Annotated in this window: 24 protein-coding genes and 1 pseudogene; 18 read left to right on the forward strand and 7 right to left on the reverse strand. The window is 67.2% G+C overall.

Annotated elements, in window-relative coordinates:
• Window positions 1-57 precede the first annotated feature (57 nt).
• From ald to FJ311_01675, 6 genes are all read left to right on the forward strand, one after another.
• Window positions 58-1173 (forward strand): alanine dehydrogenase, encoded by a 1116-nt coding sequence (gene ald, locus FJ311_01650; protein MBM3950142.1) that lies wholly within the window; start codon window positions 58-60, stop codon window positions 1171-1173.
• Window positions 1174-1181: 8 nt separating this feature from the next.
• Window positions 1182-2030, forward strand: coding sequence for a D-amino-acid transaminase (locus FJ311_01655; protein ID MBM3950143.1), 849 nt, complete (start codon window positions 1182-1184; stop codon window positions 2028-2030).
• A gap of 542 nt (window positions 2031-2572) precedes the next feature.
• Complete coding sequence (locus tag FJ311_01660; protein MBM3950144.1) at window positions 2573-2836, forward strand: type II toxin-antitoxin system ParD family antitoxin; 264 nt, start codon at window positions 2573-2575, stop codon at window positions 2834-2836.
• A gap of 12 nt (window positions 2837-2848) precedes the next feature.
• The gene (locus tag FJ311_01665) at window positions 2849-3196 is read left to right on the forward strand and encodes a type II toxin-antitoxin system RelE/ParE family toxin (GenBank protein MBM3950145.1); all 348 of its coding nucleotides are present in this window, start codon (window positions 2849-2851) and stop codon (window positions 3194-3196) included.
• A gap of 186 nt (window positions 3197-3382) precedes the next feature.
• The gene (locus FJ311_01670) at window positions 3383-3649 is read left to right on the forward strand and encodes a type II toxin-antitoxin system ParD family antitoxin (protein ID MBM3950146.1); all 267 of its coding nucleotides are present in this window, start codon (window positions 3383-3385) and stop codon (window positions 3647-3649) included.
• Window positions 3649-3951 (forward strand): type II toxin-antitoxin system RelE/ParE family toxin, encoded by a 303-nt coding sequence (locus FJ311_01675; GenBank protein MBM3950147.1) that lies wholly within the window; start codon window positions 3649-3651, stop codon window positions 3949-3951. Before FJ311_01670 ends, FJ311_01675 begins: the two co-directional genes overlap by 1 nt.
• A 222-nt stretch (window positions 3952-4173) precedes the next feature.
• Here the strand turns inward: FJ311_01675 and FJ311_01680 are convergent, their stop codons facing one another.
• Complete coding sequence (locus tag FJ311_01680) at window positions 4174-5280, reverse strand: C4-dicarboxylate ABC transporter (protein ID MBM3950148.1); 1107 nt, start codon at window positions 5278-5280, stop codon at window positions 4174-4176.
• Window positions 5281-5978: 698 nt separating this feature from the next.
• Here FJ311_01680 and FJ311_01685 point away from each other — a divergent pair.
• Both FJ311_01685 and FJ311_01690 read left to right on the forward strand, forming a co-directional pair.
• Window positions 5979-6761: pseudogene (locus tag FJ311_01685) on the forward strand (DUF2437 domain-containing protein).
• Between the two features lie 30 nt (window positions 6762-6791).
• Window positions 6792-7799, forward strand: a complete 1008-nt coding sequence (locus FJ311_01690; GenBank protein ID MBM3950149.1) for a 2-dehydropantoate 2-reductase — start codon at window positions 6792-6794, stop codon at window positions 7797-7799.
• 4 nt (window positions 7800-7803) lie between these two features.
• On the opposite strand, the gene FJ311_01695 is transcribed toward FJ311_01690, so the two are convergent.
• Both FJ311_01695 and FJ311_01700 read right to left on the reverse strand, forming a co-directional pair.
• On the reverse strand, window positions 7804-8127 hold the full coding sequence (locus FJ311_01695) for a hypothetical protein (GenBank protein ID MBM3950150.1): 324 nt from the start codon (window positions 8125-8127) through the stop codon (window positions 7804-7806).
• Window positions 8128-8133: 6 nt separating this feature from the next.
• On the reverse strand, window positions 8134-8877 hold the full coding sequence (locus FJ311_01700) for an RNA pseudouridine synthase (GenBank protein MBM3950151.1): 744 nt from the start codon (window positions 8875-8877) through the stop codon (window positions 8134-8136).
• 89 nt (window positions 8878-8966) lie between these two features.
• On the opposite strand from FJ311_01700, the gene FJ311_01705 reads away from it, so the two are divergent.
• A complete protein-coding gene (locus tag FJ311_01705; GenBank protein ID MBM3950152.1) occupies window positions 8967-9377 on the forward strand; it encodes a hypothetical protein in 411 nt (136 codons plus the stop codon).
• Between the two features lie 211 nt (window positions 9378-9588).
• Complete coding sequence (locus FJ311_01710) at window positions 9589-10368, forward strand: RNA methyltransferase (protein ID MBM3950153.1); 780 nt, start codon at window positions 9589-9591, stop codon at window positions 10366-10368.
• On the opposite strand, the gene FJ311_01715 is transcribed toward FJ311_01710, so the two are convergent.
• Together FJ311_01715 and FJ311_01720 are read right to left on the reverse strand one after the other, a co-directional pair.
• Entirely contained in the window at window positions 10343-11362 is a 1020-nt protein-coding gene (locus FJ311_01715) for a HAMP domain-containing protein (protein MBM3950154.1), read from the reverse strand. The genes FJ311_01710 and FJ311_01715 overlap by 26 nt on opposite strands.
• Window positions 11363-11899: 537 nt before the next feature.
• A complete protein-coding gene (locus FJ311_01720) occupies window positions 11900-12628 on the reverse strand; it encodes a response regulator (protein MBM3950155.1) in 729 nt (242 codons plus the stop codon).
• A 198-nt stretch (window positions 12629-12826) separates the two neighbouring features.
• On the opposite strand from FJ311_01720, the gene FJ311_01725 reads away from it, so the two are divergent.
• The gene (locus FJ311_01725; protein ID MBM3950156.1) at window positions 12827-13288 is read left to right on the forward strand and encodes a hypothetical protein; all 462 of its coding nucleotides are present in this window, start codon (window positions 12827-12829) and stop codon (window positions 13286-13288) included.
• A gap of 60 nt (window positions 13289-13348) precedes the next feature.
• Here FJ311_01725 and FJ311_01730 read toward each other — a convergent pair whose 3' ends face one another.
• The gene (locus FJ311_01730; protein MBM3950157.1) at window positions 13349-14380 is read right to left on the reverse strand and encodes an ABC transporter substrate-binding protein; all 1032 of its coding nucleotides are present in this window, start codon (window positions 14378-14380) and stop codon (window positions 13349-13351) included.
• 201 nt (window positions 14381-14581) lie between these two features.
• Between FJ311_01730 and FJ311_01735 the strand changes: the two genes are divergently transcribed.
• The gene (locus tag FJ311_01735; GenBank protein MBM3950158.1) at window positions 14582-15652 is read left to right on the forward strand and encodes an OmpA family protein; all 1071 of its coding nucleotides are present in this window, start codon (window positions 14582-14584) and stop codon (window positions 15650-15652) included.
• Between the two features lie 38 nt (window positions 15653-15690).
• On the opposite strand, the gene FJ311_01740 is transcribed toward FJ311_01735, so the two are convergent.
• Window positions 15691-16143: a hypothetical protein gene (locus tag FJ311_01740; GenBank protein MBM3950159.1), complete on the reverse strand. Its 453-nt coding sequence runs from the start codon at window positions 16141-16143 to the stop codon at window positions 15691-15693.
• Window positions 16144-16365: 222 nt separating this feature from the next.
• On the opposite strand from FJ311_01740, the gene FJ311_01745 reads away from it, so the two are divergent.
• The 6 genes from FJ311_01745 (at window position 16366) to FJ311_01770 (ending at window position 23606) form a co-directional block, all read left to right on the forward strand.
• Window positions 16366-17517 (forward strand): efflux RND transporter periplasmic adaptor subunit, encoded by a 1152-nt coding sequence (locus FJ311_01745; protein MBM3950160.1) that lies wholly within the window; start codon window positions 16366-16368, stop codon window positions 17515-17517.
• 19 nt (window positions 17518-17536) lie between these two features.
• Window positions 17537-20659, forward strand: coding sequence for an acriflavine resistance protein B (locus FJ311_01750; GenBank protein MBM3950161.1), 3123 nt, complete (start codon window positions 17537-17539; stop codon window positions 20657-20659).
• Window positions 20660-20801: 142 nt separating this feature from the next.
• Window positions 20802-21008 (forward strand): cold-shock protein, encoded by a 207-nt coding sequence (locus FJ311_01755; protein ID MBM3950162.1) that lies wholly within the window; start codon window positions 20802-20804, stop codon window positions 21006-21008.
• A gap of 92 nt (window positions 21009-21100) precedes the next feature.
• Window positions 21101-22138, forward strand: coding sequence for a tRNA preQ1(34) S-adenosylmethionine ribosyltransferase-isomerase QueA (queA, locus tag FJ311_01760; GenBank protein ID MBM3950163.1), 1038 nt, complete (start codon window positions 21101-21103; stop codon window positions 22136-22138).
• Window positions 22135-23259, forward strand: a complete 1125-nt coding sequence (gene tgt, locus FJ311_01765) for a tRNA guanosine(34) transglycosylase Tgt (protein MBM3950164.1) — start codon at window positions 22135-22137, stop codon at window positions 23257-23259. Before queA ends, tgt begins: the two co-directional genes overlap by 4 nt.
• Window positions 23260-23327: 68 nt before the next feature.
• On the forward strand, window positions 23328-23606 hold the full coding sequence (locus FJ311_01770; GenBank protein MBM3950165.1) for a plasmid maintenance system killer protein: 279 nt from the start codon (window positions 23328-23330) through the stop codon (window positions 23604-23606).
• The last annotated feature ends 11 nt before the right edge of the window (window positions 23607-23617 follow it).

Raw genomic sequence — 23617 nt, forward strand, 5'->3', positions numbered from 1 at the left:
TGCCCGGCCGGAAACGGACGCGTACATTCTAACCATATCCAAGCTCGGAAGCGACGGATGCGCGTCGGAATCCCCAAGGAAATCAAGACGGACGAGAACCGGGTCGGCCTCGTGCCGGGCAGCGTGCGCGAACTGGTCCACCACGGTCATGCCGTACTGGTCGAAACTGGCGCCGGAACCGGCATCGGTTTCGCCGACGACGATTACGTCCAGGCGGGCGCGCGTATCGCGGCCAACGCCGACGAGGTGTTCGGCCAATCTGACCTGATCGTCAAGGTCAAGGAGCCGCAGGCGGTCGAGATCGGGCGGCTGACGGCCAAACACATCCTGTTCACCTACCTCCACCTCGCCCCCGATCCGGCGCAGGCGAAGGGCCTGATCGCGTCGGGCTGCACGGCGATCGCGTATGAAACCGTCACCGACGAGCGCGGCGGCCTGCCGCTGCTCGCGCCGATGAGCGAGGTCGCCGGCCGCATGTCGATCCAGGTCGCCGCGCACTGCCTGGAAAAGCGCCAGGGCGGGCTCGGCGTGCTGCTTGGCGGCGTGCCCGGCGTGCCGCCGGCCAAGGTCGTCATCCTGGGCGGCGGCATTTCCGGCACCAACGCCGCCCGCATGGCCATGGGCCTCGGCGCCCAGGTCGTGGTCGTCGACAAGTCGCTCCGGCGCCTTTACGAGCTCGATCTCCAATTCGGCTCCAAGCTGGCGACCGCGTTCGCGACCCGCGACGCCATCGAGCGCCATGTGCTCGACGCCGACGTGGTGATCGGCGCGGTCCTGATCCCCGGCGCCGCCGCGCCGCGCCTGGTCACGGCCGCGATGGTCAAGCGCATGCGCAAGGGCGCGGTGCTGGTCGACATCTCCATCGACCAAGGGGGATGTTTCGAGACAAGTCGCGCCACCACCCACGAGAATCCGACCTACGTGGTCGACGGCGTCGTCCACTACGCGGTCGCCAACATGCCGGGCGCGGTGCCGCGCACGTCGGCCTTCGCCCTCAACAACGCGACGCTGCCGTTCGTGCTGGCGCTGGCCGACAAGGGCCTCGGCGCGCTCGCCGAGAACCGCCATCTGCTCGCCGGCCTCAACGTCCATCGCGGCCGCGTTACTCATCCCGCGGTCGCCGAGGCCCTCAAGCTCGAATACCACGAGGCCGCGCGCGTCCTCGCGTCCTGAAAGCGTCCATGACCCGCATCGTATTCCTCAACGGCGAATTCGTCCCCTACGAGCAGGCCAAAATCCCGATCATGGATCGCGGCTTTTTGTTCGGCGACGGCATCTACGAGGTCACCGCCGTGCTCGGCGGCCGGTTGCTCGACAACATCCCGCACCTCGCGCGGCTCGAACGTTCGTTGAAGGAAATCGCCATCGCCAACCCCTACAGCGACGCGGAATGGACCCGGCTGCAGACCGAACTGGTCCGGCGGAATGCGCTCGCCGACGGCCTGGTCTACATCGAGGTCACGCGCGGCGTGTTCGAGCGCGATTTCGTCTGCCCCGACGACCTGACCCCGACCGTGGTCATGTTCACCCAACCCAAGGAACTGCGCGATCCGCCGGCCGCGCGTACCGGCGTCGCCGTGATCACGGTGCCGGAGCTGCGCTGGAAGCGGCGCGACATCAAATCGGTCTCGCTGCTCGCCCAGGTGCTGGCCAAGATGGCCGCGCGCCACGCCGGAGTGGCCGAAGCGTGGATGATCGAGGACGATCACGTGACCGAGGGCGCGTCCTCGACCTCCTTCATCGTCACCAAGGACCGCCGGATCGTGACCCGGCCGCTGTCGACCGCGGTGCTGCCGGGAATCACCCGCGCGGCGGTGCTGAAGCTGGTCGAGCGGCACGCGCTCCGCCTCGACGAGCGCCCGTTCACCGTGCCCGAGGCCCTTCGGGCGGCCGAGGCGTTCCTGACCAGCGCGTCGTCGCTGGTGACGCCGGTGGTCAAGATCGACGGCGAGCCGGTCGGCGACGGCACGCCCGGCCCGCTGACCAGGGAACTGCGCCAGCTCTATCTCAAGATGGCCGAGGCGGGGTGAGCGGCGAAGGCCGGCGCGGGCGGGAGCACGCTGGCATCGACCTTGCGCGGGGTTGGCGCAAGGTAAAACGAGGCAAAACGGGCCTAAGGCCTTGATATTGCTCAAAACAGCCTTTTTTCTGTAGGCATCTGTAGGCATTTTCGACACCGGCCGAGGGCGAACGGGGGCATTTGGCCGCCAGCCATCGGCCGTTTTCAGCGGCGCGCCGAATGCTTCGGTCTTATTCACTTGTCCAAGAACGCGGGATCACTTTGTTGGAAACTATACCCTGAAATAGGAATATTGTCAACGAGCGGTCGACAGGTCGAGCACGGCGAAAACCCCGCCGCGCCAAGCGCAGAAAACCGACCCGCTAAAACCGTCCCTATTTCACCGAACGCCAATCCAGCGCTCAGGCCTTGGCCCTTTCGCCGGGCAATTCGTGGCCCGCCCGCGCTCGGTCCCCCGCATGTCGCACCCGTTATCCGGCTGGCGTGGGCAAAGCACCTACTGGCAATCTTTGCCAACTACGCTATGCTGGCCGGATCGAAGGGAGATTTCCCATGCCCACCAGAAACGTCAATCTGACCGACGACCAGGATGCTTTCGTCGAGAAGATGGTCAAGGCCGGCAAATACCAGAACGCCAGCGAAGCCGTGCGCGATGCCGTGCGCGGATTGCAGCAGCGCTGGAAAGAGGACGAACTGAAACTCGCGGCGCTGCGCAAACGGATCAAGGCGGGCGCCGAGGCCCTGGATCGCGGCGACTTCACCGAAGTGGACGACGCCGATCTCGACGCGGCCCTCGACAAGCTGGCCTCCAATTGAGCGCGGCCATCGATGGCGCGCTATCGGCTTTCCGGTCCGGCGAAGGCGGATATCTCCTCCATCCTGCGCGTGAGCGAGACGCGGCACGGCGGAGATGCACGCACCCGCTATCGCGGCTTGCTGGCGGCGGCGATGCGCCGGATCGCGGCCGATCCGCAAGGGAGATCGACATCGGACCGAAGCGAACTCCTCGCCGGACTGCGCAGTCTGCATATCCGCCATAGCCGCAACGAGAGCCGCGAAGCCCCGGTCGGCGAGCCGGCACACGTGATCTTCTACCGCGTAGCCGGACCCGGTGTTGTCGAGATTGTGCGCATCCTGCACGACCGGATGGAGCCGGGCTTGCATATCGGCTCGTAAGCCGCACCCCAAACCACCCGAGCGCGCCGGCTTGGAAAACGAAACGTTTCGACGTATGCCGACGCCCTTCCGCCGGGCGGCTTGTGGCCCGCCCGCGCTCGGTCCCCGCGCCCGCGCTCCGGCCCGCCTTGACGCGCCGTCCCGGTCCCGGCTTAATAACAATTATTAACTGTTAGGAGACCGGCCATGCCCACCAGCGTCGCCCTCAGCCGCCATTTCGAAAACTTCATCCAGGAACAGGTGAAATCGGGGCGCTACAACAACGCCAGCGAGGTGGTGCGCGCCGGGCTGCGCCTGCTCGAGGATCAGCACGCCCTCGCCAAGATGCGGCACGAGGAAATGCGCGCGGCGATCGCGGCCGGCCTAGCGAGCGGCCCGGGGCGGCCGGCCGAAGCCGTGTTCGACCGATTGGAAACGAAGTATCGCAAGCTCGCCGGCAAACGCGCCGCATAATGCGCGTTACGCTGTCCCCGCTCGCCGAGCGAGACTTGGAAGCGATCGGCGACTATATCGCCAAGGATAACCCGTCCCGGGCGCTGAGCTTCATCGCCGAACTTCGCGCCCGGTGCGCGACGATCGCCAAGGCGCCCAGGGCCTATCGCGCCCGCCGGGAACTGGGCGAGGGTCTGCGCTCGTGCGCCCACGGCGACTACGTGATTTTCTTCGCCGCCGCGAAAGGCCGGCTTACCATCGTCCGCGTGCTGCACGGCGCGATGGATGTGGCGGCGCGCTTTCCCGGAACGCCGGACGAATAATCGCGTGAGCGAAGCCGAGGCCCGCGCCGGGCACATCGACCCCGCCCTGATTCGGGCGGCATGTCCGGCGCGGCGGTTCGAGGATTTGAACGGAGACGTTCTACTTCACCGAATCCTAGAGCGTATCCCGATTAATTGAAACACCCCCTTCCCCTACCCCCTCCCGCGAGGGGAGGGGGCTCTACAAAAACCTCCCCCCCCTTGCGGGGGAGTGACCTTCTCCTAAATAGGCCCACTCAGAGGGTGCGCGTCTTGTGTCGGTCGTGACCTGCGGAGGACGCCGCCTTTGTCGCGTTGAGACGGCTGTCGACCAACCCGATGAAGGTTGCCCCCCCAGGCGACGGCGGCGATGATCATGAACGCGAACGACAGCGGCATTAAGAATGGAGCGTCGAGAACCTTCGCCAAGTGGTAGGTGCACACCGAGAACATGCCGAGCGGGAAGACTCCTCCCCAATACAGCGGGTCATAGGCGAACGGGACGCCGCGAATGAGGTAGCGCCACACATCCAAGACGAACAGCATGGGAATCCACCAGATCCCAATGGCCCAGAAGAACAGGGTCAATCCCTTGATGAAGGGCGCCAAGCCGCCGACGATCGAAGACAAGGCCTCGTGCTCGAGCAAGGTGGCACCGGCAAGCGTCGAGATGGCCACGGCGCCCATATTGATCCAGTAGGGCGGCGTGAGGTCCTCCGGCAACATCCGCAGGAACGTGTAGCGGAGGAAGATCAGAGTCATCAGCCACAAATAGAGCGCGCCCCCACCGAGCCAGAGGGCCAGCGCGACGAACATCAGAAGTTGCCGAAATTCGCCGAAATTCCCCGAGGACAGCACCAGGACGGTCAGCGCGGATACCGATTGGGTGGCGACGACGCTGACAAGCCAAGCCCCGTTCAAACCGTCCTCCAGACTGGGCTTGTCGACCTTCACGATCAGGATCGCGAGCAACATGTACATGACCAGCAACCAAAGCGCGCCGGCGATGATCCAGAAGACGGTGGCCAGACCGCCGGCGTCCATTTGCAATACGAGTTGGCTACCGAACACGCCGGACGCCGCCACCGCCGTGAAGAATCCGACGCCGCGGCTGTGGCTGCGGATATCGGCCATGAATGCCCTTGGGTAGCGGATGATGCGCAGGCAGGTCGCCGCCGCCAGAAGGATGAAAAATAAAGCGTTGAGCCAAAACAAGATCGCGGGCACCACCGGCACGCCGTGCAAGTCCACGGCAATGGAAACGATGCCGGTGGCCATGACCAGCGCGAAATATCCCGGATGCAGGGTTTCCAGGTCGTCGGGGCGGCCTCGTTGGAAACGGAATCTCATGACGGGACATCCCCTACGTTAGGCACGGCGGAAGGCACCTCCCTTGCTTCGCGGCGCGGGCGCACCGCGACGGAACGCGCCCTTTCGGCCGCCGGGTCGATCGTGAGCCTCTCGTCCAACTCTCCTGATCGATTTTATACCGGGTCGATTGTTAGTCTACCGCATGATTTGGTGTCGATCGGGTGGCGTCGGGATCGGGCCATGGGCCACCGGCGCCGGTGGTCTATAGCCGAGGTGATCCCAACGGGGCGTTGGATACTTTCCGTCTAGGCCATCGCATATTGCATGGCCTGACTATCATGGGCCCGCGTTTTAATTAATATAGAGCGTGGACGGCAAGGTTCACATCACCTCGTCCTCCACGGCGTCCGTCATGGACGAAACCGTCGAGAAATACCGGACGACCCTGAAGCGTCTTGCCGGGCGGTAAGCGGCACTATCGCATCACTCTCGCCGACGCGCTCAGCGCCCACGACCGCGCCCTGAAATTCGGTTTCGGGGATCTGGTCCGATGGTTCGAGGCCCGAATCCGCCGGATGAACTGATCCGCCTCATTCGAGCGAAGACTTTCTACTTCACCGAACGCTAATCCAACGCCTGGGTCCTGCCCTTCCGCCGCGCAACTTGTGACCCACCCGTGCGAATCGATAGTATGCAAAACGCGGGGGGCGACGCGTTGCAATCCGGGAGGACGGCGCATGACCAAATGGGTGCGATTCGCGCATAACGGCGAGATCGGATTCGGCGCCATCGACGGCGACGTCATCGCCGTGCACGCGGGCGACATGTTCGCCGGCGCGACGCCGACCGGCGCCAAGCTTCCGCGCGCGGCGGTCAGGCTGCTCACGCCCTGCGTGCCGGGCAAGATGGTCGCGCTCTGGAACAATTTCCACGCGCTGGCCGAAAAGCTGAAGGCGGCGAAACCCGACGAGCCGCTCTATTTCATCAAGGCGCCCAACAGCTATCTCGCCGCCGGCGAGCCGATCCGGCGGCCCAAGGGCTATGCCGGCAAGATCGTCTACGAAGGCGAACTCGGCATCGTCATCGGCAAGCGGTGCGCGGGCGCCGACGAGGCCGAGGCGGCCAAGGCCATCTTCGGCTACACCTGCGTCAACGACGTGACCGCCGCCGACATCCTCAACAAGAACCCGGCGTTCGCCCAATGGACGCGGGCGAAAAGTTTCGACACCTTCGGCGTGTTCGGCCCAGCGATCGCGACCGGGCTCGATCCCTTGAAGCTCTCGGTGCGCACCGTGCTCAACGGCCGCGAAGTGCAGAATTATCCGGTCGCCGACATGATTCTGCCGCCGGCCAAGCTGGTCAGCCTGCTCTCGCGCGACATGACCCTGCTGCCGGGCGACGTGATCGCTTGCGGCACCTCGGTCGGCGTCGGCGCGATGAAGGAAGCCCGCAACGTGGTCGATGTCTCCATCGACGGCATCGGCACGCTCTCCAACCCGTTCGACCAGGAAGTGCCGAGCGCGTTCCTGGCCGGCGGCCCGCCCGCACCGATGCGCATCTGCGTCGTCGGCGCGGGCGCGATCGGCGGCCTGATGGCGGCCAAGCTCGCGCTCGCCGGCAATCCGGTGACGGTGGTCGACATGGGCCGCCACCTCGCCGCCATCCGCGACAAGGGCCTCAAGCTGGTCTGGGAAAACGGCAAGGAATTCGTCGCCAGGGTGCGCGCGGTCGAATCGCTCGCCGAGGCCGGGCCGCAGGATCTCGTCATCCTCGCGGTCAAGGCGCATTTCCTCGAACAGGCCGCGCGCGACATCGAATCCGTGCTCGGGCCGGAGACGATGGTGATGACCATCCAGAACGGGCTGCCGTGGTGGTACTTCCAGCGCCTGGGCGGCCCGCACGACGGCCACAAGCTCGAATCCCTCGATCCCACCGGCGTGCTCGGGCGCAAGATCGATCCGAAGCGCCTCGTCGGCTGCGTCGTCTATCCCGCCGCCGCCGTGGTCGAGCCCGGTGTGATCCACCACGTCGAGGGCGATCGCTTCCCGATCGGCGAGCTCGACGGCCAGGAAACCGGGCGGGCCAAGCGCCTGCACGACGTCCTGGTCGCGGCCGGACTCAAATCGCGCGTGCTGACCGACATCCGCTCCGAAATCTGGCTCAAGGCGTGGGGCAACCTGTCCTTCAACCCAATCAGCGCGCTGTCGCACGCGACGCTGGCCGACATCTGCCGCTTTCCCGAAACCCGCGCCCTCGCGGCCGACATGATGCGCGAAGCGCAGGCCGTCGCCGAGAAACTCGGCGTCACCTTCCGCCATACGATCGAAAAGCGGATCGAGGGCGCGGAAGCCGTCGGCGCGCACAAGACCTCGATGCTCCAGGACGTGGAGGCGGGCCGCTCGCTGGAGACCGAGGCGCTGATCGGCTCGATCCTCGAAATGGCGAAAATCACCGGCACGCCCGCGCCCGCGATCCAGGCGGTCTACGCGCTGGTCAAGCTGCTCAACCGCACCATGCTGATGGAAAACGCCGCGGTGCGGATGGAAAAGGTGGCGTAACGCCTTAGCGGCGCGGTCTTTTGCGGCGGTTCCGATACTGCGCGAGCAGTTCGTCGCGGCGGCGGATCATCTCCTCGACTGAGGCGAGTTGCGCGGCGGCCTCGCATTCGGCGCGAAAGCGCGAGGATTCCTCGAAGCGCGCGCCCGCCTTGGCGCATTCGCGCTGCACGTGCCGCAATCCTTCGACGGCGTTTCGCAGATGCTCCGCCGCCCGGCTGCCCGCGGCGGCGATGCGGATAAGTCCTTCGACCGCCGTCTTGCGGTTTTGGCGCGCGCGCGCGAGCAGCAACCGTTCGTAACTCACCAAGTTGTCCTTGTCGCGGGTCATGAACGTTCATCCTCGGGACGGCGGCCGCGGTTGCCCGCCGCCGATGGTAACAGTTTCGACGATCGATTGCAGCCCGCCGGCCGTATTCCAACCGCGCGCGCGCATCGTTGCGCTCATGTGATCGGGCGGCGGAGCCACGACGACGATCGGCTCGCGATTCGCATAGAGCGGCACCGCCACCGCGCGCGCGTGCAAATGCAGGGGCGGAACGATCCCCGTTTCGCGCCCGTAGAGCGCATCGCCGAGCACCGGGCAGCCGAGCGCCGCGCAGTGGACGCGGACCTGATGGGTGCGTCCGGTGCGCGGACGAAGCTCGAGCCAGGCGAGGCCGTCGGCCTCGGCGCGCACGCGCCAATCGGTGACGGCGGCGGCTCCGCCCGGATCGATTTCCATCCGCCAGCCCTTTCCGCGTTCGGTCCGCTTGCGTAACGGCGCCTCGATTCGGCCCTCGTCGCGCGCGGGACGGCCGCGGGTCACGGCCCAATAGACTTTTTCGATCCTTCCGCTCGCGAACAGACGCCCGAGTTTGCGCAGCGCCTTGCGATGCCGCCCGAGCACCAGGCAGCCCGAGGTGTCGCGGTCGAGCCGATGCGCGAGCGCGGGATCGCGCGCCTGGCCGAAGCGGAGCGCCCCGAACTCGTCCTCCAGGCTCGGCGCGCCGCCGGGCCCGGCGTGCACCGGAATCCCGGCCGGTTTGTCGAGCACCAGCATCAGCGGGTCCCGGTAGAGCACGCGGCTGCGAATATCCATGAAATCGACTTCCGGCGCGAGGCGGGGATGGGCGAATCTTAGCCGACGTTATATACAGTATGCCGCGCCCCGTCAGGAGATCGCGCCGCATGTCCGTCATCTACGTCGCCCGCAGCAAGGGACTTTGCGAATGGGCCGGGGACGTGGGCCTGACCAAGCACGTGTTCAAGGTCGGCGTCACCGAAAACGCCAAGGCCGCGATCAAGGCGCTCAACGATTCGCGCGCCGCCGGCCAGGACGACTGGACGCTGGTGCGCGACGCGGACGCGGGCGGTGTGACCGAGACCGAAGCGCTCGCCCGCCTGGCCGCCAAGGAAAAGGCGGTCGATCCGGTTCTCTATCCCCGCCTCAAGGGCGAGGGCGGCGTGTTCAAGGTCAAGCCCGCCAACGTCGAGAACCACGTCCTCGTCAAGCGCGCGCTCGCCAACGAGGAAAATCTCGCGGTCAAGATCGGCAATGCCGAGATCGCCGCCTACCTGATCGAAAACGCGCGGCGCTAGGTCTACCCGTTCAGGCCCTCCCATGAAAGCACGCGACGACAAGCACCGGCGGTTCGGGCCCAAGCGATCGAATACCGGGCGGCCCGACTTCAAAAAACCGGGTATCGACCGATCGGGTTTCAAACGCTCGGGCTTCAAGCGATCCGATGCGCGGCGCGCGCCCGATAGGGACGACTTCGCCCATCGGCGCGATCTCGCGCGTGTCGCCGGCATGAACGCGGTCAGGGCGCTGTTTGCGCACGCGCCCGAGCGCGTCGAGCGGCTGTTCTTCGCGCGCGGGGCGAAGGAGTCCGCGACCGGCTACTGCCGCGTGCTGGCCAAGGCGCGCAAGATTTTCCGCGAGGTGCCGGACGAAGACTTGGCCCGCATCGCCGGCACGCCGATGCACGGCGGCATCGTCGCCGTCGCCCGGCCGAAGCCGATTCCTCCGTTCGACCCGGAGGAAGCCGCGCGGCGCGCGGACGCGGTGCCGCTGCTGCCGATCCTGCACGGGATCGGCAACCCGCACAATCTCGGCGCCATCGCGCGCACGGCGGCGTTCTTCGGCCTTCCGCGTCTGGTGTTGACCGACCATCCGGCGCAAGCCGGGCTCTCGGACGCCGCGCTTCGGGTCGCCGAGGGCGGGTTCGAGGCGCTCGACGTTTTCCGCGCGACCGATCTCGCCGCCGCGCTTGCGCGCCTCAAGGCCGGCTACCGGGTACTCGGCGCCGCCCCCGGGCGCGCGGGCGAATCCCCGCGCGCGCCAAATATTGCGCCCCTACCGGGGCGCGGAGTGTCGCCGGAGCGGATTGCCCGCGACCGGCCGATCGCGCTTCTCCTCGGCAACGAGGAAACCGGGCTCGACGCCGCGACGCTGGCGCTGTGCGACGAGGCGGTGACGATCCCGGGCGTGAATTCGATTGAAGGCAGGGGCGGCGTGCAATCCCTCAACGTTTCGGTCGCGGCCGGCATTCTCCTGTTCGCCTTCACCCCAACGGCAAAGTCACGCTGACGCGCAAGCCCCCCTCGGGCCGGTTGGCGAGCGCGATCGCGCCACCGTGGGCGAGAATCGCCGAGCGCGCGGTCGCGAGCCCGAGGCCGACCCCGCCGGTTTCGCGCGAGCGCGAGCCTTCGAGGCGATAGAACGGCCGGAACACGTTGTCCTGCTCCGCTTCGGGAATGCCGGGACCGTCGTCGTCGACGACAACCTCGGCCGCGCCCGAGCCCGCCCGGAGCGCAACCCGCGCCGCGCCGCCGTAGCGCCAGGCGTTTTCGAGCAGATTGGCGAACGCGCGCTTCAAGGCAAGCTCGTCGCCGGTCACGGTCAGCGAGGAAGGACCCGCATAGGCCGACTCTAAGCCGCCCGCATCGCCATCGGCCACCAGCCCGCGGAGCAAGCCCGCGAGATCGACCGGCGCCCGCATTTTCGTTTGCGCGTCGTCGCGCGCGAACGCCAGCGTCGCCGACACCATCCGCTCCATCTCGTCCAGGTCGGCGAGCATCTTGGTCCGCGCCGGCCCTTCCTCCATCAGTTCGGCGCGCAAGCGCAGCCGCGTGATCGGCGTGCGCAAATCGTGGCTGATGGCGGCGACCATGCGCGTGCGGTCCTCGACGAAGCGGCGGATGCGCTCGCGCATGCCGTTGAAGGCGCGCGCCGCGTCGCGCACCTCGCTCGGGCCGCTTTCGGGCAGCGGCGGCGCGCTCGCGTCCGCGCCTAAGTCGCGCGCGGCCGCGGCGAACGTCTTGAGCGGCCCGGTCGCGCGCCGAACCGCCCACACCGACAGCAGAAGCGCGAGCGCCGCCAGCACCAGGAACGAGAATCCGAAGCGCGGCGCCCAGAGCGATTCGCCCGCCTCCAACGGTACCGTCAGGTTGAGCCAGCGCCCATCCGGAAACCTGGCGTCGGAAAAACCGACCGACGCCCATACGGCGACTCGGTCGGGCGCGCCGTGCATCGCCTCGTGCATGCGAAAGCCGAACCAGCCGCCGCCGCGCGGAGCGCCCATGCGGCCCGGCCCAAAACCCTCGCCCGGCGCGAAATCGGGCGCGACCGCGCCCGGTCGTTGATCCGGACGGCCCGGGCCGCCGGGCGCGAACGGTCGTTCCGTACCCGCGCCGCCGGTGACGGCGACGCGCACGGTCGCTTCCGGCCCGAGCGCGCGCGCGAGCCGCTCGCGCACGATGCGGGCGAGCCGCGTGTCGCTTTCGACCGCGACCAGGGGTCTCGCCGACCACGCCAGGCGCAGCTCGGGCCCGCCCAGCAGACGGGCGGCGCGCAGCTCGTCGCGGCTGGTCGCGATGCGCGCGGCTTCCGCCACCGCCGCCAAGCGATCGGCGGTGGCGCTTCCGCCGAGCGCGAGCAGCGTCTCCAGCCGATTGCCGCTGTAGAGCGAGAGCGCGACCGCGTGCGACAAGGTGAGCCCGACCACCAGGGCCAGCACGGTGCGCCCCACGATGCTGCCGGGAAGAAAGCGGGCGAAAAAGTTTCTCATATTGTCTTCTCCAGGCCTCCGCGCGGCCGCGCGTTTCGCTCGCAATCCCGCCTACCGCTCGACCGTTGCGGCGAACACGTAGCCGCCGCCGCGCACCGTCTTGATCAGGGCGGGCTCATCCGGGTTCCGCTCGATCTTGTGGCGCAGCCGGCTGATCTGGATGTCGACGCCGCGATCGAACGGCCCGGCCGCGCGGCCGCGGGTGAGATCGAGAATCTGGTCGCGGCTGAGCACACGCCCGGCGCGCTCGACCAACGCCAGCAGCAGGTCGTATTCGCCCGCGGTCAGGGTTATCTCGTTGCCGTCCGCGCCGACCAAGCGACGAGCGGCCGGATCGAGCGCGAACCCGGCGAACCGGTAGGCGGGTCCCTTGGCGTTGGGCGCGGGCCCTTCGCCCGCCCGGCGCAGAATGGCGCGCACGCGCGCGAGCAATTCGCGCGGGTTGAAAGGCTTGGGCAAATAGTCGTCGGCGCCGACCTCGAGGCCGACGATGCGGTCGACCTCTTCGCCCTTGGCGGTCAGCATCAGCACCGGCACCTCGGAATCGGCGCGCAGCTTGCGGCAGAGCGTCAGCCCGTCGTCGCCAGGCAGCATGAGGTCGAGAATAATCAGGTCGATCCGCCATTGGGCCAGCGCGGCGAACATTTCGACGCCGTCGCGCGCGCCGGTGACGCGAAAGCCGTTCTTGGCGAGAAAGCGCGCGAGCAGATCGCGGATTTCCCGGTCGTCGTCCACCACGAGCAGGTGAGGCGTTGCGTTCGGCGGCGAAACGGTTTCCATGGCCGAAAGTCTAGCCCCGGCGGAAACCGCCCGCCAGCCGCGCACGACGGCCACTGCAACGAAGCGCAACGAAGGCCGGCCTCGTTACGTTTCGTTACGCCCGGCCTTCCGGCCGACATCGGCCCGTTACACCGACCGGTTCTAATACCGCCATCGGGACCGGGAATGTTCCCGGGCCCACCGGAATAGGAGGACACCATGACACGCTTCACCAAAATCGCCACACTGGCGCTTGTCGCCACCGCGCTTGCCACCGGCATCGCCGCCGCGCAGCCTTATGGCGGCGGACGGGGCCCTGGAATGGGCATGGGCGGCCCCGGCATGGGCATGGGGATGGGTCCCCGCGCCGATTGCCCGTTCGCCGGCGAACAGGCGGCGGTCGATCGCGCGCTGACCGTCGAGAAGGTCAAGTCGATCCTCGAAGGCCGGCTCGCCTGGCACAGCAATGATCGGCTGAAAGTCGGCAAGGTGGCCGATAAGGACGACAAGACCATCACCGCCGAGATCGTGACCGTCGACGGCTCGCTGGTTCAGACCCTCACGATCGACAAGGCCACCGGCCAAGGCTTGCACGGCCGGGGCGGCTTCGGACCGGGTCGGGGCGCCGGCCTCGGCTATCGCTGGCAAACCCCGCAGGCGCCGCAGCCGAAGGTCCAGTAAGCGGATCCTCGCGATCGGAGGGAAGACGGGGCGTCCGGAAAAAGGGCGCCCCTTTTCCGTTCAGCCGCCGTCGAACGCGTGGGCGGGTTCCCAGAAATAGTCCCGCCACGAGGAAGCCCGGGTTTTGATCGCGCCGAGGCGTTCGAGAAAGGCCGCGATCGGCAGCGTGTTGCGCGGCACGGGGCCAAACATCGACTCGCCCATGGCGGCGAACATGGCCTCGATTTCCGAAATGTCACGTTTCGATTTCGTCTGCTCGCGGAAGAATCGCGCGGCGCGCGGGGAGTCACCTTCGATCCACCCTTGCGCTTCGATCATCGCGTCCGCGACCGCGCGGAAAAGTTTCGGGTTGCGCTCCTTCCACGCGCGCGCCGCCATCAGAACGGCGCTCGTGTGCGGCCCGCCGACGATGTCCGGGGAACGGACGACGACGCGGCCGGGTCCGGCGGAAACTTCCCAAAACGAATGAGGCAGAGAGGCGACGTGGGTGCGGATCTGGCGGCCGCCGGCCGCGATCGCCGCTTCCGCCCCGGCCGGCGTCAACGCCGTCAGCAATGGATCGAGCCGACGCGCCCCGCCGGGGCCGAACGTCCGCTCCGCTCCCATCCGCACCAGCACGGCCGGAAGGGAGACGAGCACATCCGGCACCGCGATGCGGTGGTCGGCGAGGCCGTCGTAATCCTTGAACCCGCCGACGCGGGGATCGACGGTCACGAACGCGAGCGGCACGGCGGCGAGCGCGAGCATGGCGCGCGCCTCGAACGGCGTTCCCCGGGTGCGGTCCCAGAGCGCCAGCATGGCGACCAAGTCGGCGCCGCCGACGTCGGCGTGCCCGGAGAAGATCGCCTGGTTGACGGCGATGCCCGAGTCGAAGCGGCGGACGACGACCTTGACGTCGCCGAGACCCGCGTTCTTGGCGTGTCGTTCGATCATCCGGCCGACCACGGCGGCCCGGATTGGCAGGAAGTCGAAGCCGGCGGGCTCGGCGATGCGGACGGACGCGGCCTCGGCCATTGCCGGCCGAGGGGCGATGGCGAGTACCGTAAGCGCGGCGGCGAGCGCGACGCGGGGCCAAGCGGCGATCAGCGACATGGACGTTTCGGAAAAGGCATTTCGGGCCGGCAGGCCGCGTACCTTAATGGCCGCGCGCGTCCCTCGCAACCTGAGCCCCACAACCCGGGCCGCGCACCCCGGTCCGCCTCGACAAACGGGTCGAAATTAACCCCGCGTTCGTCTTATATTAAGACCCGCCGGCTATCGTGACGGTTTGGCCGACGCTTAGGAGATCATCGCATGCGCGTACCTGGGAAATCCCGCAACGCCGCCGCCCTCTGCCTCGGTGCCGCCTTGGCCGCCGCTCTGCCGTTTGCCCTCCAGGCCGCCGACAAGGGCGCCTATGTCGGCATCGGCGTCGGCCCCAACTGGACCCGGGATTCCGACATCACCGGCAACGCCATCAACAACACCGCCGACTTCGACACCGGCATTGCCGCCGCGTTGAGCGCGGGCTGGGCCTACGGCAACGGCGTGCGTTCGGAAATCGAAATCGGCCATCGCCGCAACGACGTCGATTCCATTACCGGCGTGACCAACGGTACCGGCCACGCAAGAGCCTGGAGCGGCATGCTCAACGTCCTCTACGACTTCAACACCAATTCGCCGTTCACGCCCTACATCGGCGGTGGCATCGGCATGGCACGGGTCGACGGCAAAGGCAGCGCAGTCGGCACCACCAGCGTCAACGATTCCGAAAACGCTTTTGCCTACCAAGGCATCGTCGGCGTCGGCTACCGCCTCAACGAAAACGCGACTCTCTTCACCGACTACCGCTATTTCGCGACGAGGGATCTGGACTACATCACCGCCGACGGCAGGTCGGTGGACGCCGATTACGGCAACCACACGGTGCTGATCGGGCTCCGCTACAATTTTGCCCCGCCGAAGCCTGCGCCCAAGGAAGAGCCAAAACCGGCCGCCGCCCCGGTCGCGCCGCCGCCGCCGGCGCCGGCACCCGCGCCCGCCGCGCGGGTGACTCCACGCAACTATCTGGTGTTTTTCGATTGGGACAAGGCCGACCTGACGGCCGAGGCGAAGCAGACCATCGCCCAGGCCGCGGCCGACGCCAAGAAGGGCAACGTCGCGCGCATCCGCGCCACCGGCCACGCCGACCGCTCGGGTCCCGACGCCTACAACATGCGGCTTTCCATGCGCCGCGCGGTCGCGGTCAAGGCGGAACTGGTCCGGCTCGGCGTCGCCGACAAGGACATCGCGCTCGTTGCCAAGGGCGAGACCGAACCGCTGGTGCCGACGCCCGACGGCGTGCGCGAGCCGCAGAACCGGCGCGTCGAGATCGTCTTCCAGTAAGTCGAACAGAGAAAGTCGGGAGAGGAACGAGCGCGAAATCAGCGTTCGGCCGAATCGCGTGCGCCGCATTCGGCGAATTCATGCCGGCCGGCGAATTCGGGTCCGGCGACGAACGCCAGGAATTCGGACCCGCTCATGATCAGCACCCGGTCGAGCACGCGGGCGGTCCCGACGCAAAAATCCGTCTTTTCCACCGCGCTGCGCGTCGCCGCTTCATTGGCGAGCGCGGTGACAAACTGGCCGAGCCGAGTATCGCCGGCGGTGCCGTAGGCCTGGCGGAAGATTCGTTTGAGGACGACGCCATTGGCCGCGATTTCGGCCTGGAAGCGACGAACCCAGGTGTTGTAGCGGGCGGCTTCCTCGCAGGCCAGCGCCGATACCATCAACTCGCTCTGCAACGCCTTGGAATTGAGTGCGGCTTCGTCGCCGGGCCGGAGGCAGACGGACGCCTGCGCGCCGGCGCTCGCGGTCAACGCAAACAACAACGCCATTATGGTTAACCGGACCGTTGTCCGAAGTCGTCCGCGCGACGCCACCGCTGCCCGCCCCCGAAATTATTTCTTATGACGAATCAAGACTATGCCGGAACGCGGATTCCCCGCAACCGAAAAACGCCGAGAGGAGGCATGGTTAACCGCCCTTTTGCCGCCCGGCCGCTTGGGGTAGGGTAGCGCCCGTCGTCAACCTGCCGCGCCGGCGCGGTATTGAAAATCATGTCCAAGTTCAGGACGCGGGCTGTCGTTGCGGTCATCGCCCTCGTCGCGATCACCGGCGGACTCTATTACATCTCGCGCGCCGAAAGCGCCCCCAAGAACGCGTCCAAGGGCCCGCCGCCGGCGCCGGTCCTGGTCGCCAAGGCCGAGACGGCCGACGTGCCGGTGGTCCTTACCGCCATCGGCACCGTCCAGGCGCGCGCCTCGGTCGCGGTCAAGTCGCGGGTCGACGGCCACATCCTGGAAACCCACTTCCGCGAAGGCCAAACAGTCGCCAAGGGCGATCTGCTGATCCGCATCGACCCGCGCCCGTTCGCCGCGCAACTCAAGCAGGCCGAGGCCAACGTCGCGCGTGACCGCGCCCAACTCGCCAAGGTGCGCGCCGATCTCACCCGCTACGGCCAGCTTTCCGAGCGCGGCGTCGCCTCGGTCCAAAGGCACGAGGAAGCCCAGGCGGCGGCCAACTCGCTCGAAGCCACCATCCGCGCCGGCGAGGCAGCGATCGAACTTGCACGCCTCCAGCTCGAATACAGCGCGATCCGGTCGCCGATCGACGGCCGCGCCGGCAGCCTTCTGGTGTCGGTCGGCAACCTGGTGCGCGGCACCGACGCCGCGCCCTTAGTGGTGATCAACGAAACCCGCCCGGTCTACGTCTCGTTCACGTTGCCCGAACAGCATCTGGCCGAAATCCGTAGGCGCACCAGCCAGGGTGGCATGACCATCGAGGCGCGCCCGTCCGAGGACCCCGGCCCGCCCGCGACCGGCAACGTCGATTTCGTCAACAACGCGGTCGACCCCGCAACCGGCTCGATCGGGTTGCGCGCCACCGTCGCCAACGAGGACGAACGCCTGTTGCCCGGCCAGTTCGCCCACGTGCGCGTGACCATGGATACCCTTAAGAGCGCGACCGTCGTTCCCGCCCAGGCGATCCAGAACAGCCAGAAGGGTCAGTTCGTGTTCGTCCTCAAGGCGGGCACCATCAAGGACAACCAGGGCGAGGTCGAGCAACGCTACGTCAAGACCGGCGTCACGCACCAGGACATCATCGTCGTGCGCGAGGGCCTGGCCGCGGGCGAGACGGTCGTCACCGAAGGCCAGCTCCGCCTGCAGCCGGGCAGCCGGGTGGTGATGCGTCCGCCGACGACGTCCTGAGATCGGGATCGGGCGAGCCATGAACCTTCCCGAAATGTGCATCCGCCGACCGGTGATGACGACGCTGATGATGGCGTCGTTCGTCGCCTTCGGCCTGCTCGCCTACCGCCTGCTGCCGGTGAGCGAGTTGCCCAACGTCGATTTCCCGACCGTCGAGGTTTCGGCGCGGCTGCCCGGCGCCAATCCGGAATCAATGGCGTCCTCGGTGGCGACGCCGCTGGAAAGCCAGTTTTCGCGCATCGCCGGGGTCGAATCGATGACCTCGGTGAGTACCCACGGCATTAGCCGGATCACCATCCAGTTCGCGCTCGACCGCGACATCGACGCCGCCTCGCTCGACGTGCAATCGGCGATCTCGACTGCGCTCCGCAGCTTGCCGCCCGAAATGCCGGCGCCACCCTCGTTCCGCAAGCTCAATCCGTCCGATTTCGCCATCATCTTCATCGGCCTCTCATCCGATATCTTGCCGCTGTCGGCGATCAACGAATACGCCGATCCCGTGCTGGCGCAGCGGATTTCGACCATCGACGGCGTCGCCCAAGTCAGCGTCTTCGGCGCCCAGAAATACGCGGTCCGGGTCCAGGTCAATCCCGACGCGCTGGCCGCGCGCGGGCTCGGCATCGAAGACATCGCCCGCACCATCCGCGCCGGCAACACCAACCAGCCGACCGGAACGTTGAGCGGGTCGCACCGCGTTTTCACCATCGAAACCACCGGCAAATTGTCCCAGGCGGCGGGCTATGCCGAGGAAATCGTCGCTTGGCGCGGCGGTGCGCCGATCCGGCTCAAGGAAGTCGCCACCGTTATCGATTCGGTCGAGAACAACCGAATCGCGACCTCGGTCGGCGACAAGCGCGCGGTGGTGCTGGCGGTCTACCGCCAGCCCGGCAGCAATACGGTGAAGATCGCCGACGCGGTCAGGGAAACCCTGCCCGCGTTCCGCCAGATGCTGCCGCCGTCGGTCAACCTGACCGTGATGTACGACCGTTCGGTCCTGATCCGCGAATCGATCAACGACGTGCAGTTCACGCTGGTGCTGGCGGCGTCGCTGGTGGTGATGGTGATCTTCCTGTTCCTGCGCAACCTGTCCGCGACCTTGATCGCCAGCCTTGCGCTCCCGATTTCGGTGATCGGCACATTCGCGCTGATATATCCGTTCGGGTTCAGCCTCAACAACCTGTCGCTGATGGCGCTGACGCTGGCGGTCGGGTTCGTGGTCGACGACGCCATTGTCATGCTCGAAAACATCGTCCGCCACATGGAGCGGGGCGAAAAACCGATGGAAGCGGCGCTCAAGGGCTCGCGCGAGATCGGCTTCACGATTCTCTCCATGACCGTCTCGCTGGTCGCCGTATTCATCCCAATCGCGTTCATGGGCGGCATCGTCGGGCGCCTGCTGCACGAATTCGCCGTCACCATCAGCGCGGCGATCCTGGTGTCGGGCTTCGTCTCGCTGACGCTGACGCCGATGATGTGCGCGCGCTTCCTGAAGCCCGAATCCGAGGTCAAGCACGGCCGGCTATACACCGTCACCGAGCGGGCTTTCGAGCGCCTGCTCGCGCTCTACCGCGTGACCCTCGACTGGTCGCTCAAGCACCACCGCGTCACCTTCGCCACCTTCCTCGCCACCATCGCCGGCACCGGGCTGCTCTACGTCGTGGTCGCCAAGGATTTCCTGCCGAGCGAGGATTCGGGGCGCCTGTTCGCCTTCACCGAGGGCGCCCAGGACACCTCGTTCGACTCCATGTTCCGGCTGCAATCCCAGGTCGCGGCGATCGTCGCCGCCGATCCGGCGGTCCGGACCCTGATGTCCTCGGTCGGTGCCAGCGGCAACCGCGTCACCACCAACACCGGGCTGATCTTCATCGCCCTCAAGCCGCGCAAGGAGCGCAAGGATTCCGCCGACGAAGTGATGAAGCGCCTGCGCCCCAAGCTGAACCAGATTCCCGGCATCCGCGTGTTCGTGCAAAACCCGCCGGTGATCCGGGTCGGCGGGCGCCTCAGCAAGGCGCAGTACGAGTACACCCTGCAGAGCCTCGACCTCGACGAACTCTACAAGTGGGCCGGCATCCTGGAGGAGCGTTTCCGCAGCCTTCCCGCCCTGGTCGACGTCAACAGCGACCTCGCCGTCACCAGCCCGACGGCGGTGGTCAACATCAACCGCGCCAAGGCGGCGACGCTCGGGATTTCCGCCGAACAGGTGGAAACCGCGCTCGCCAGCGCCTTCGGCACCCGCCAGGTGTCGACCATTTACACCGCGGCCAACCAGTATCCGGTCATCATCGAGGTCGATCCCAGGCATCAACTCGATCCCTCGGCGCTGTCGCGCCTGTACCTCCGCTCCTCGACCGGACAGTTGGTGGCGCTGGACGCGATCGCGTCGATCACCCAAAACGTCGGGCCCCTGACCATCAACCATCAGGCCCAGTTGCCGTCGGTGACGATCGCGTTCAATCTGGCGCCGGGCATCGCGCTCGGCACCGCGTCCGACCAGATCCGCGCGCTCGAGCGCGAACTGCGCATGCCGCCGACCGTCGCCGGCGCCTTCGCCGGCTCGGCGGACGCGTTCCAGAAGTCGCTCCAGGGCATGGGCTGGCTGCTGGCGCTCGCCATCTTCGTCGTCTACGTCGCCCTCGGTATCCTTTACGAAAGCTTCATTCACCCGCTGACAATCCTGTCGGGCCTGCCGAGCGCCGGCGTCGGCGCGCTTTTGGTGCTGATCCTGTTCGGCACGCCGCTCAGCCTTTATTCCTTCATCGGCATCATCATGCTGGTCGGCATCGTCAAGAAGAACGCGATCATGATGATCGATTTCGCGATCGAGGCGCAGCGCCGCGAGGGCAAGGCGCCGGCCGAGGCCATCCGCCAAGCCTGCCTGATCCGGTTCCGCCCGATCATGATGACGACCATGGCGGCGTTCATGGGCTCGTTGCCGCTGGCCGTCGGCATCGGCGCCGGCAGCGACGCGCGCCAGCCGTTGGGACTGGCCGTCGTCGGCGGGCTTCTGGTGTCCCAAATCCTGACCCTCTACATCACGCCGGTACTCTATCTCTATCTCGAGCGCGCACAGGAACGGCTGAGCGCCCGCCCGGTGCCCGAGATCGACGGCGCGATCGACGGCACGCAAAAACCCGCCGAATAGCATTCGATTACCCTATCTGGTTGTGGATTTCTGATCGGGGCACACATGTTGGGTTGGAGCCTGTAGCGAATCGGGCTAGGATTTCGCCGCCGTTCCGCGCGGGGATCGTTTCGCGCGGGTGGCTTGCGAAAGGACTGCAGGAATGCCGCAAGGTACGGTCAAGTGGTTCAATCCGACCAAGCGCTTTGGGTTCATCGAACCCGAGGGCGGCGCGAAGGACGTCTTCGTGCACATGTCGGCGGTGGAAAAAGCCGGGCTCAAGACCCTGTCCGAAGGACAAAAGGTCAAGTTCGAGCTGGCGACCGACGACAAGGGCAAAGTGTCGGCCGTGAACCTGTCGCTCGCCTAAGGCCCAATCCGCATCGACGGAATCGGCCCCCCCGAATCCCGGTCCCGCCGGCCGGGGCGGCTTTGCGTGTGTCCTCGGCACGGCGTGCGTCCATGAAAGTCTCCGATTTCGATTTCGATCTGCCGGCCCGCCTGATCGCGCAAGCGCCGATAGCGCCGCGCGACGCCTCGCGGATGCTGGTGATCGAGGACACGTCGATCGAGGACGCCTGGGTTCGCGACCTGCCGGGGCGGCTCGACCCCGGTGACCTGCTCGTCGTCAACGACACCCGCGTCATTCCCGCCCGGCTTGCGGGCCGGATCGACAAGGCCGTGGCCGAGGCGACCCTGATCAGGCGCGAGGGTCCGGCACGCTGGCGCGCGCTCGCCAAGCCGGGACGCAAGTTCAAGCCGGGCGCGCGGGTCGAATTCGCGCCCGATCTCTCGGCCGAAGTCGTCGGCCGGGGCGACGGCGGCGACGTGACGCTCGCGTTCGACCGCAGCGGCGCCGCGCTCGACGCCGCGCTCGCGCGCCACGGAATCATGCCGCTGCCCCCCTACATCAAGCGGCCCAAGACCGGCGATCCCGCCGACCGGCGCGATTACCAGACCCTGTTCGCCGCCCGCGACGGCGCGGTCGCGGCGCCGACCGCCGGGCTTCATTTCACGCCCGCGCTGGTCGATGCGCTGCAAGCGCGCGGGGTCGCCATCGCCGTCGTGACCTTGCACGTGGGAGCGGGTACGTTCCTGCCGGTGAAAACCGAAACGGTGGAAGAGCACCGCATGCACGCCGAATGGGGCGAGGTGAGCGCAGCGACCGCGCACGCCGTCAACGCCGCGCGCGCGGCGGGCCGCCGGGTGGTCGCCGTCGGCTCGACCTCGCTCCGGCTGCTCGAATCGGCCGCCGCCGCGGACGGGGCCGTCGCCCCCTTCGCCGGCGAAACCGACATCTTCATCGTGCCCGGCTACCGCTTCAGGGTCGCCGACCGGATGCTGACCAATTTCCACCTGCCGCGCTCGACGTTGTTCATGCTGGTCTGCGCCTTCGCCGGAACCGAGATTATGAAACGCGCCTACGCCCACGCGATCGAACGCGGCTACCGGTTCTACTCCTACGGCGATTGCTGCCTTCTGGGGCGGAACCCGGCGTGAGCCTCGATTTCGCATTGCTCGCCCGTGACGGCCGCGCGCGACTTGGCCGGATCGAGACCGCGCACGGCCCGGTCGCCACGCCCGCCTTCATGCCGGTCGGCACCGCGGCAACGGTCAAGGCGATGACGGCGGATGCGGTGCGCGCCACGGGCGCCGAGATGGTGCTCGCCAACACCTACCACCTGATGCTGCGCCCGGGGGCCGAACGGATCGAGCGGCTCGGCGGCCTGCACCGGTTCATGGATTGGCCCGGGCCGATCCTGACCGATTCCGGCGGCTTCCAGGTGATGTCGCTCGCCAAGCTCCGCACGATCACCGAGGCGGGCGTCACCTTCCAATCCCACGTCGACGGCAGCACTCACGAGCTTTCGCCCGAACGCGCGATGGATATTCAGCGCCAGCTCGGCGCCGACGTGACCATGGTGCTCGACGAATGCACGCCCTTTCCCGCCGACGAGGCGACGGCGGCGGATTCCATGCGCCGGTCCATGCGCTGGGCGGCGCGGTCGAAGGATGCATTTGTCCGCAGGTCCGGCTACGGCCTGTTCGGGATCAATCAGGGCGGGGTTTACGAAAATTTGCGCCGGGAATCGGCCGAGGCGCTCAAGGCCATTGGTTTCGATGGCTACGCCGTCGGCGGGCTCGCGGTCGGCGAGGGCCAGGAAACGACTTTCCGGGTGCTCGATTTCACCCTGCCGCTGCTGCCCGAGGACCGGCCGCGCTATCTGATGGGCGTCGGCAAGCCCGCCGACCTGGTGGGGGCGGTCGCGCGCGGCATCGACCTGTTCGACTGCGTGCTGCCGACCCGCTCGGGGCGGACCGAGCAGGCGTTCACCCGTTTCGGCCCGGTCACCCTTTCGAATGCCCGCCACCGGGACGACCCCCGGCCGTTGGACGACCGGTGCGCCTGCCCCGCCTGCCGCAAGCATTCGCGCGCCTATCTCCACCACCTCATCAACGCCAAGGAGATACTCGGCGCCATGCTGTTGACCTGGCACAACCTACACTATTATCAGGACCTGATGCGGGAGATGCGGACGGCTATCGCGGCCGGACGGTTCGCGGCGTTCGCGGAAACGTTCGCCGCCGAGCAGGAGAAAGGCGATATGCCGTCTTTGTGAACCCACGCGGTGGCGCAAGGGTTGACCTCGATCTTGGCACCCTATAGTGTAACCTATAAGGTAACGAAATGCCGATTGCCAGTTTCCGGAATAAGGGGCTCCGGGAATTGTTCGAGACGGGACAGACCAGGCGGATCGCCGCGCCGTTTCACCGCAAGGCCGTGTTGATCCTCGATCTGTTGGACAACATGGAAAGCCCGGCGGATTGCGCGGGAGCGTGGAAGTTTCACGCCCTCAAGGGCGACCGGGAAGGAAGCTACGCCCTTTCGGTCTCGAAAAACTGGCGCATCACGTTTTCCTGGCGAAATAGCGCCGCCTGCGACCTCGATTTCGAGGACTACCACTGAGAAGGCTTGGC

The organism is Rhodospirillales bacterium, from assembly GCA_016872535.1.
GTDB lineage: Bacteria > Pseudomonadota > Alphaproteobacteria > Rhodospirillales > 2-12-FULL-67-15 > 2-12-FULL-67-15.

Bases quoted from the DNA above. Each gene is read 5' to 3' on its own strand.
- FJ311_01655 (MBM3950143.1), top strand. From the start codon at position 1,182: ATGACCCGCATCGTATTCCTCAACGGCGAATTCGTCCCCTACGAGCAG.
- ald (MBM3950142.1), top strand. From the start codon at position 58: ATGCGCGTCGGAATCCCCAAGGAAATCAAGACGGACGAGAACCGGGTC.
- FJ311_01695 (MBM3950150.1), bottom strand. From the start codon at position 8,127: ATGACCCGCGACAAGGACAACTTGGTGAGTTACGAACGGTTGCTGCTC.
- queA (MBM3950163.1), top strand. From the start codon at position 21,101: ATGAAAGTCTCCGATTTCGATTTCGATCTGCCGGCCCGCCTGATCGCG.
- FJ311_01715 (MBM3950154.1), bottom strand. From the start codon at position 11,362: ATGGGCGCTCCGCGCGGCGGCGGCTGGTTCGGCTTTCGCATGCACGAG.
- FJ311_01665 (MBM3950145.1), top strand. From the start codon at position 2,849: ATGGCGCGCTATCGGCTTTCCGGTCCGGCGAAGGCGGATATCTCCTCC.
- FJ311_01720 (MBM3950155.1), bottom strand. From the start codon at position 12,628: ATGGAAACCGTTTCGCCGCCGAACGCAACGCCTCACCTGCTCGTGGTG.
- FJ311_01725 (MBM3950156.1), top strand. From the start codon at position 12,827: ATGACACGCTTCACCAAAATCGCCACACTGGCGCTTGTCGCCACCGCG.
- FJ311_01735 (MBM3950158.1), top strand. From the start codon at position 14,582: ATGCGCGTACCTGGGAAATCCCGCAACGCCGCCGCCCTCTGCCTCGGT.
- FJ311_01755 (MBM3950162.1), top strand. From the start codon at position 20,802: ATGCCGCAAGGTACGGTCAAGTGGTTCAATCCGACCAAGCGCTTTGGG.
- FJ311_01675 (MBM3950147.1), top strand. From the start codon at position 3,649: ATGCGCGTTACGCTGTCCCCGCTCGCCGAGCGAGACTTGGAAGCGATC.
- FJ311_01770 (MBM3950165.1), top strand. From the start codon at position 23,328: ATGCCGATTGCCAGTTTCCGGAATAAGGGGCTCCGGGAATTGTTCGAG.
- FJ311_01750 (MBM3950161.1), top strand. From the start codon at position 17,537: ATGAACCTTCCCGAAATGTGCATCCGCCGACCGGTGATGACGACGCTG.
- FJ311_01680 (MBM3950148.1), bottom strand. From the start codon at position 5,280: ATGAGATTCCGTTTCCAACGAGGCCGCCCCGACGACCTGGAAACCCTG.
- FJ311_01730 (MBM3950157.1), bottom strand. From the start codon at position 14,380: ATGTCGCTGATCGCCGCTTGGCCCCGCGTCGCGCTCGCCGCCGCGCTT.
- FJ311_01700 (MBM3950151.1), bottom strand. From the start codon at position 8,877: ATGGATATTCGCAGCCGCGTGCTCTACCGGGACCCGCTGATGCTGGTG.
- FJ311_01710 (MBM3950153.1), top strand. From the start codon at position 9,589: ATGAACGCGGTCAGGGCGCTGTTTGCGCACGCGCCCGAGCGCGTCGAG.
- FJ311_01745 (MBM3950160.1), top strand. From the start codon at position 16,366: ATGTCCAAGTTCAGGACGCGGGCTGTCGTTGCGGTCATCGCCCTCGTC.
- FJ311_01705 (MBM3950152.1), top strand. From the start codon at position 8,967: ATGTCCGTCATCTACGTCGCCCGCAGCAAGGGACTTTGCGAATGGGCC.
- FJ311_01660 (MBM3950144.1), top strand. From the start codon at position 2,573: ATGCCCACCAGAAACGTCAATCTGACCGACGACCAGGATGCTTTCGTC.
- FJ311_01690 (MBM3950149.1), top strand. From the start codon at position 6,792: ATGCGCATCTGCGTCGTCGGCGCGGGCGCGATCGGCGGCCTGATGGCG.
- FJ311_01740 (MBM3950159.1), bottom strand. From the start codon at position 16,143: ATGGCGTTGTTGTTTGCGTTGACCGCGAGCGCCGGCGCGCAGGCGTCC.
- FJ311_01670 (MBM3950146.1), top strand. From the start codon at position 3,383: ATGCCCACCAGCGTCGCCCTCAGCCGCCATTTCGAAAACTTCATCCAG.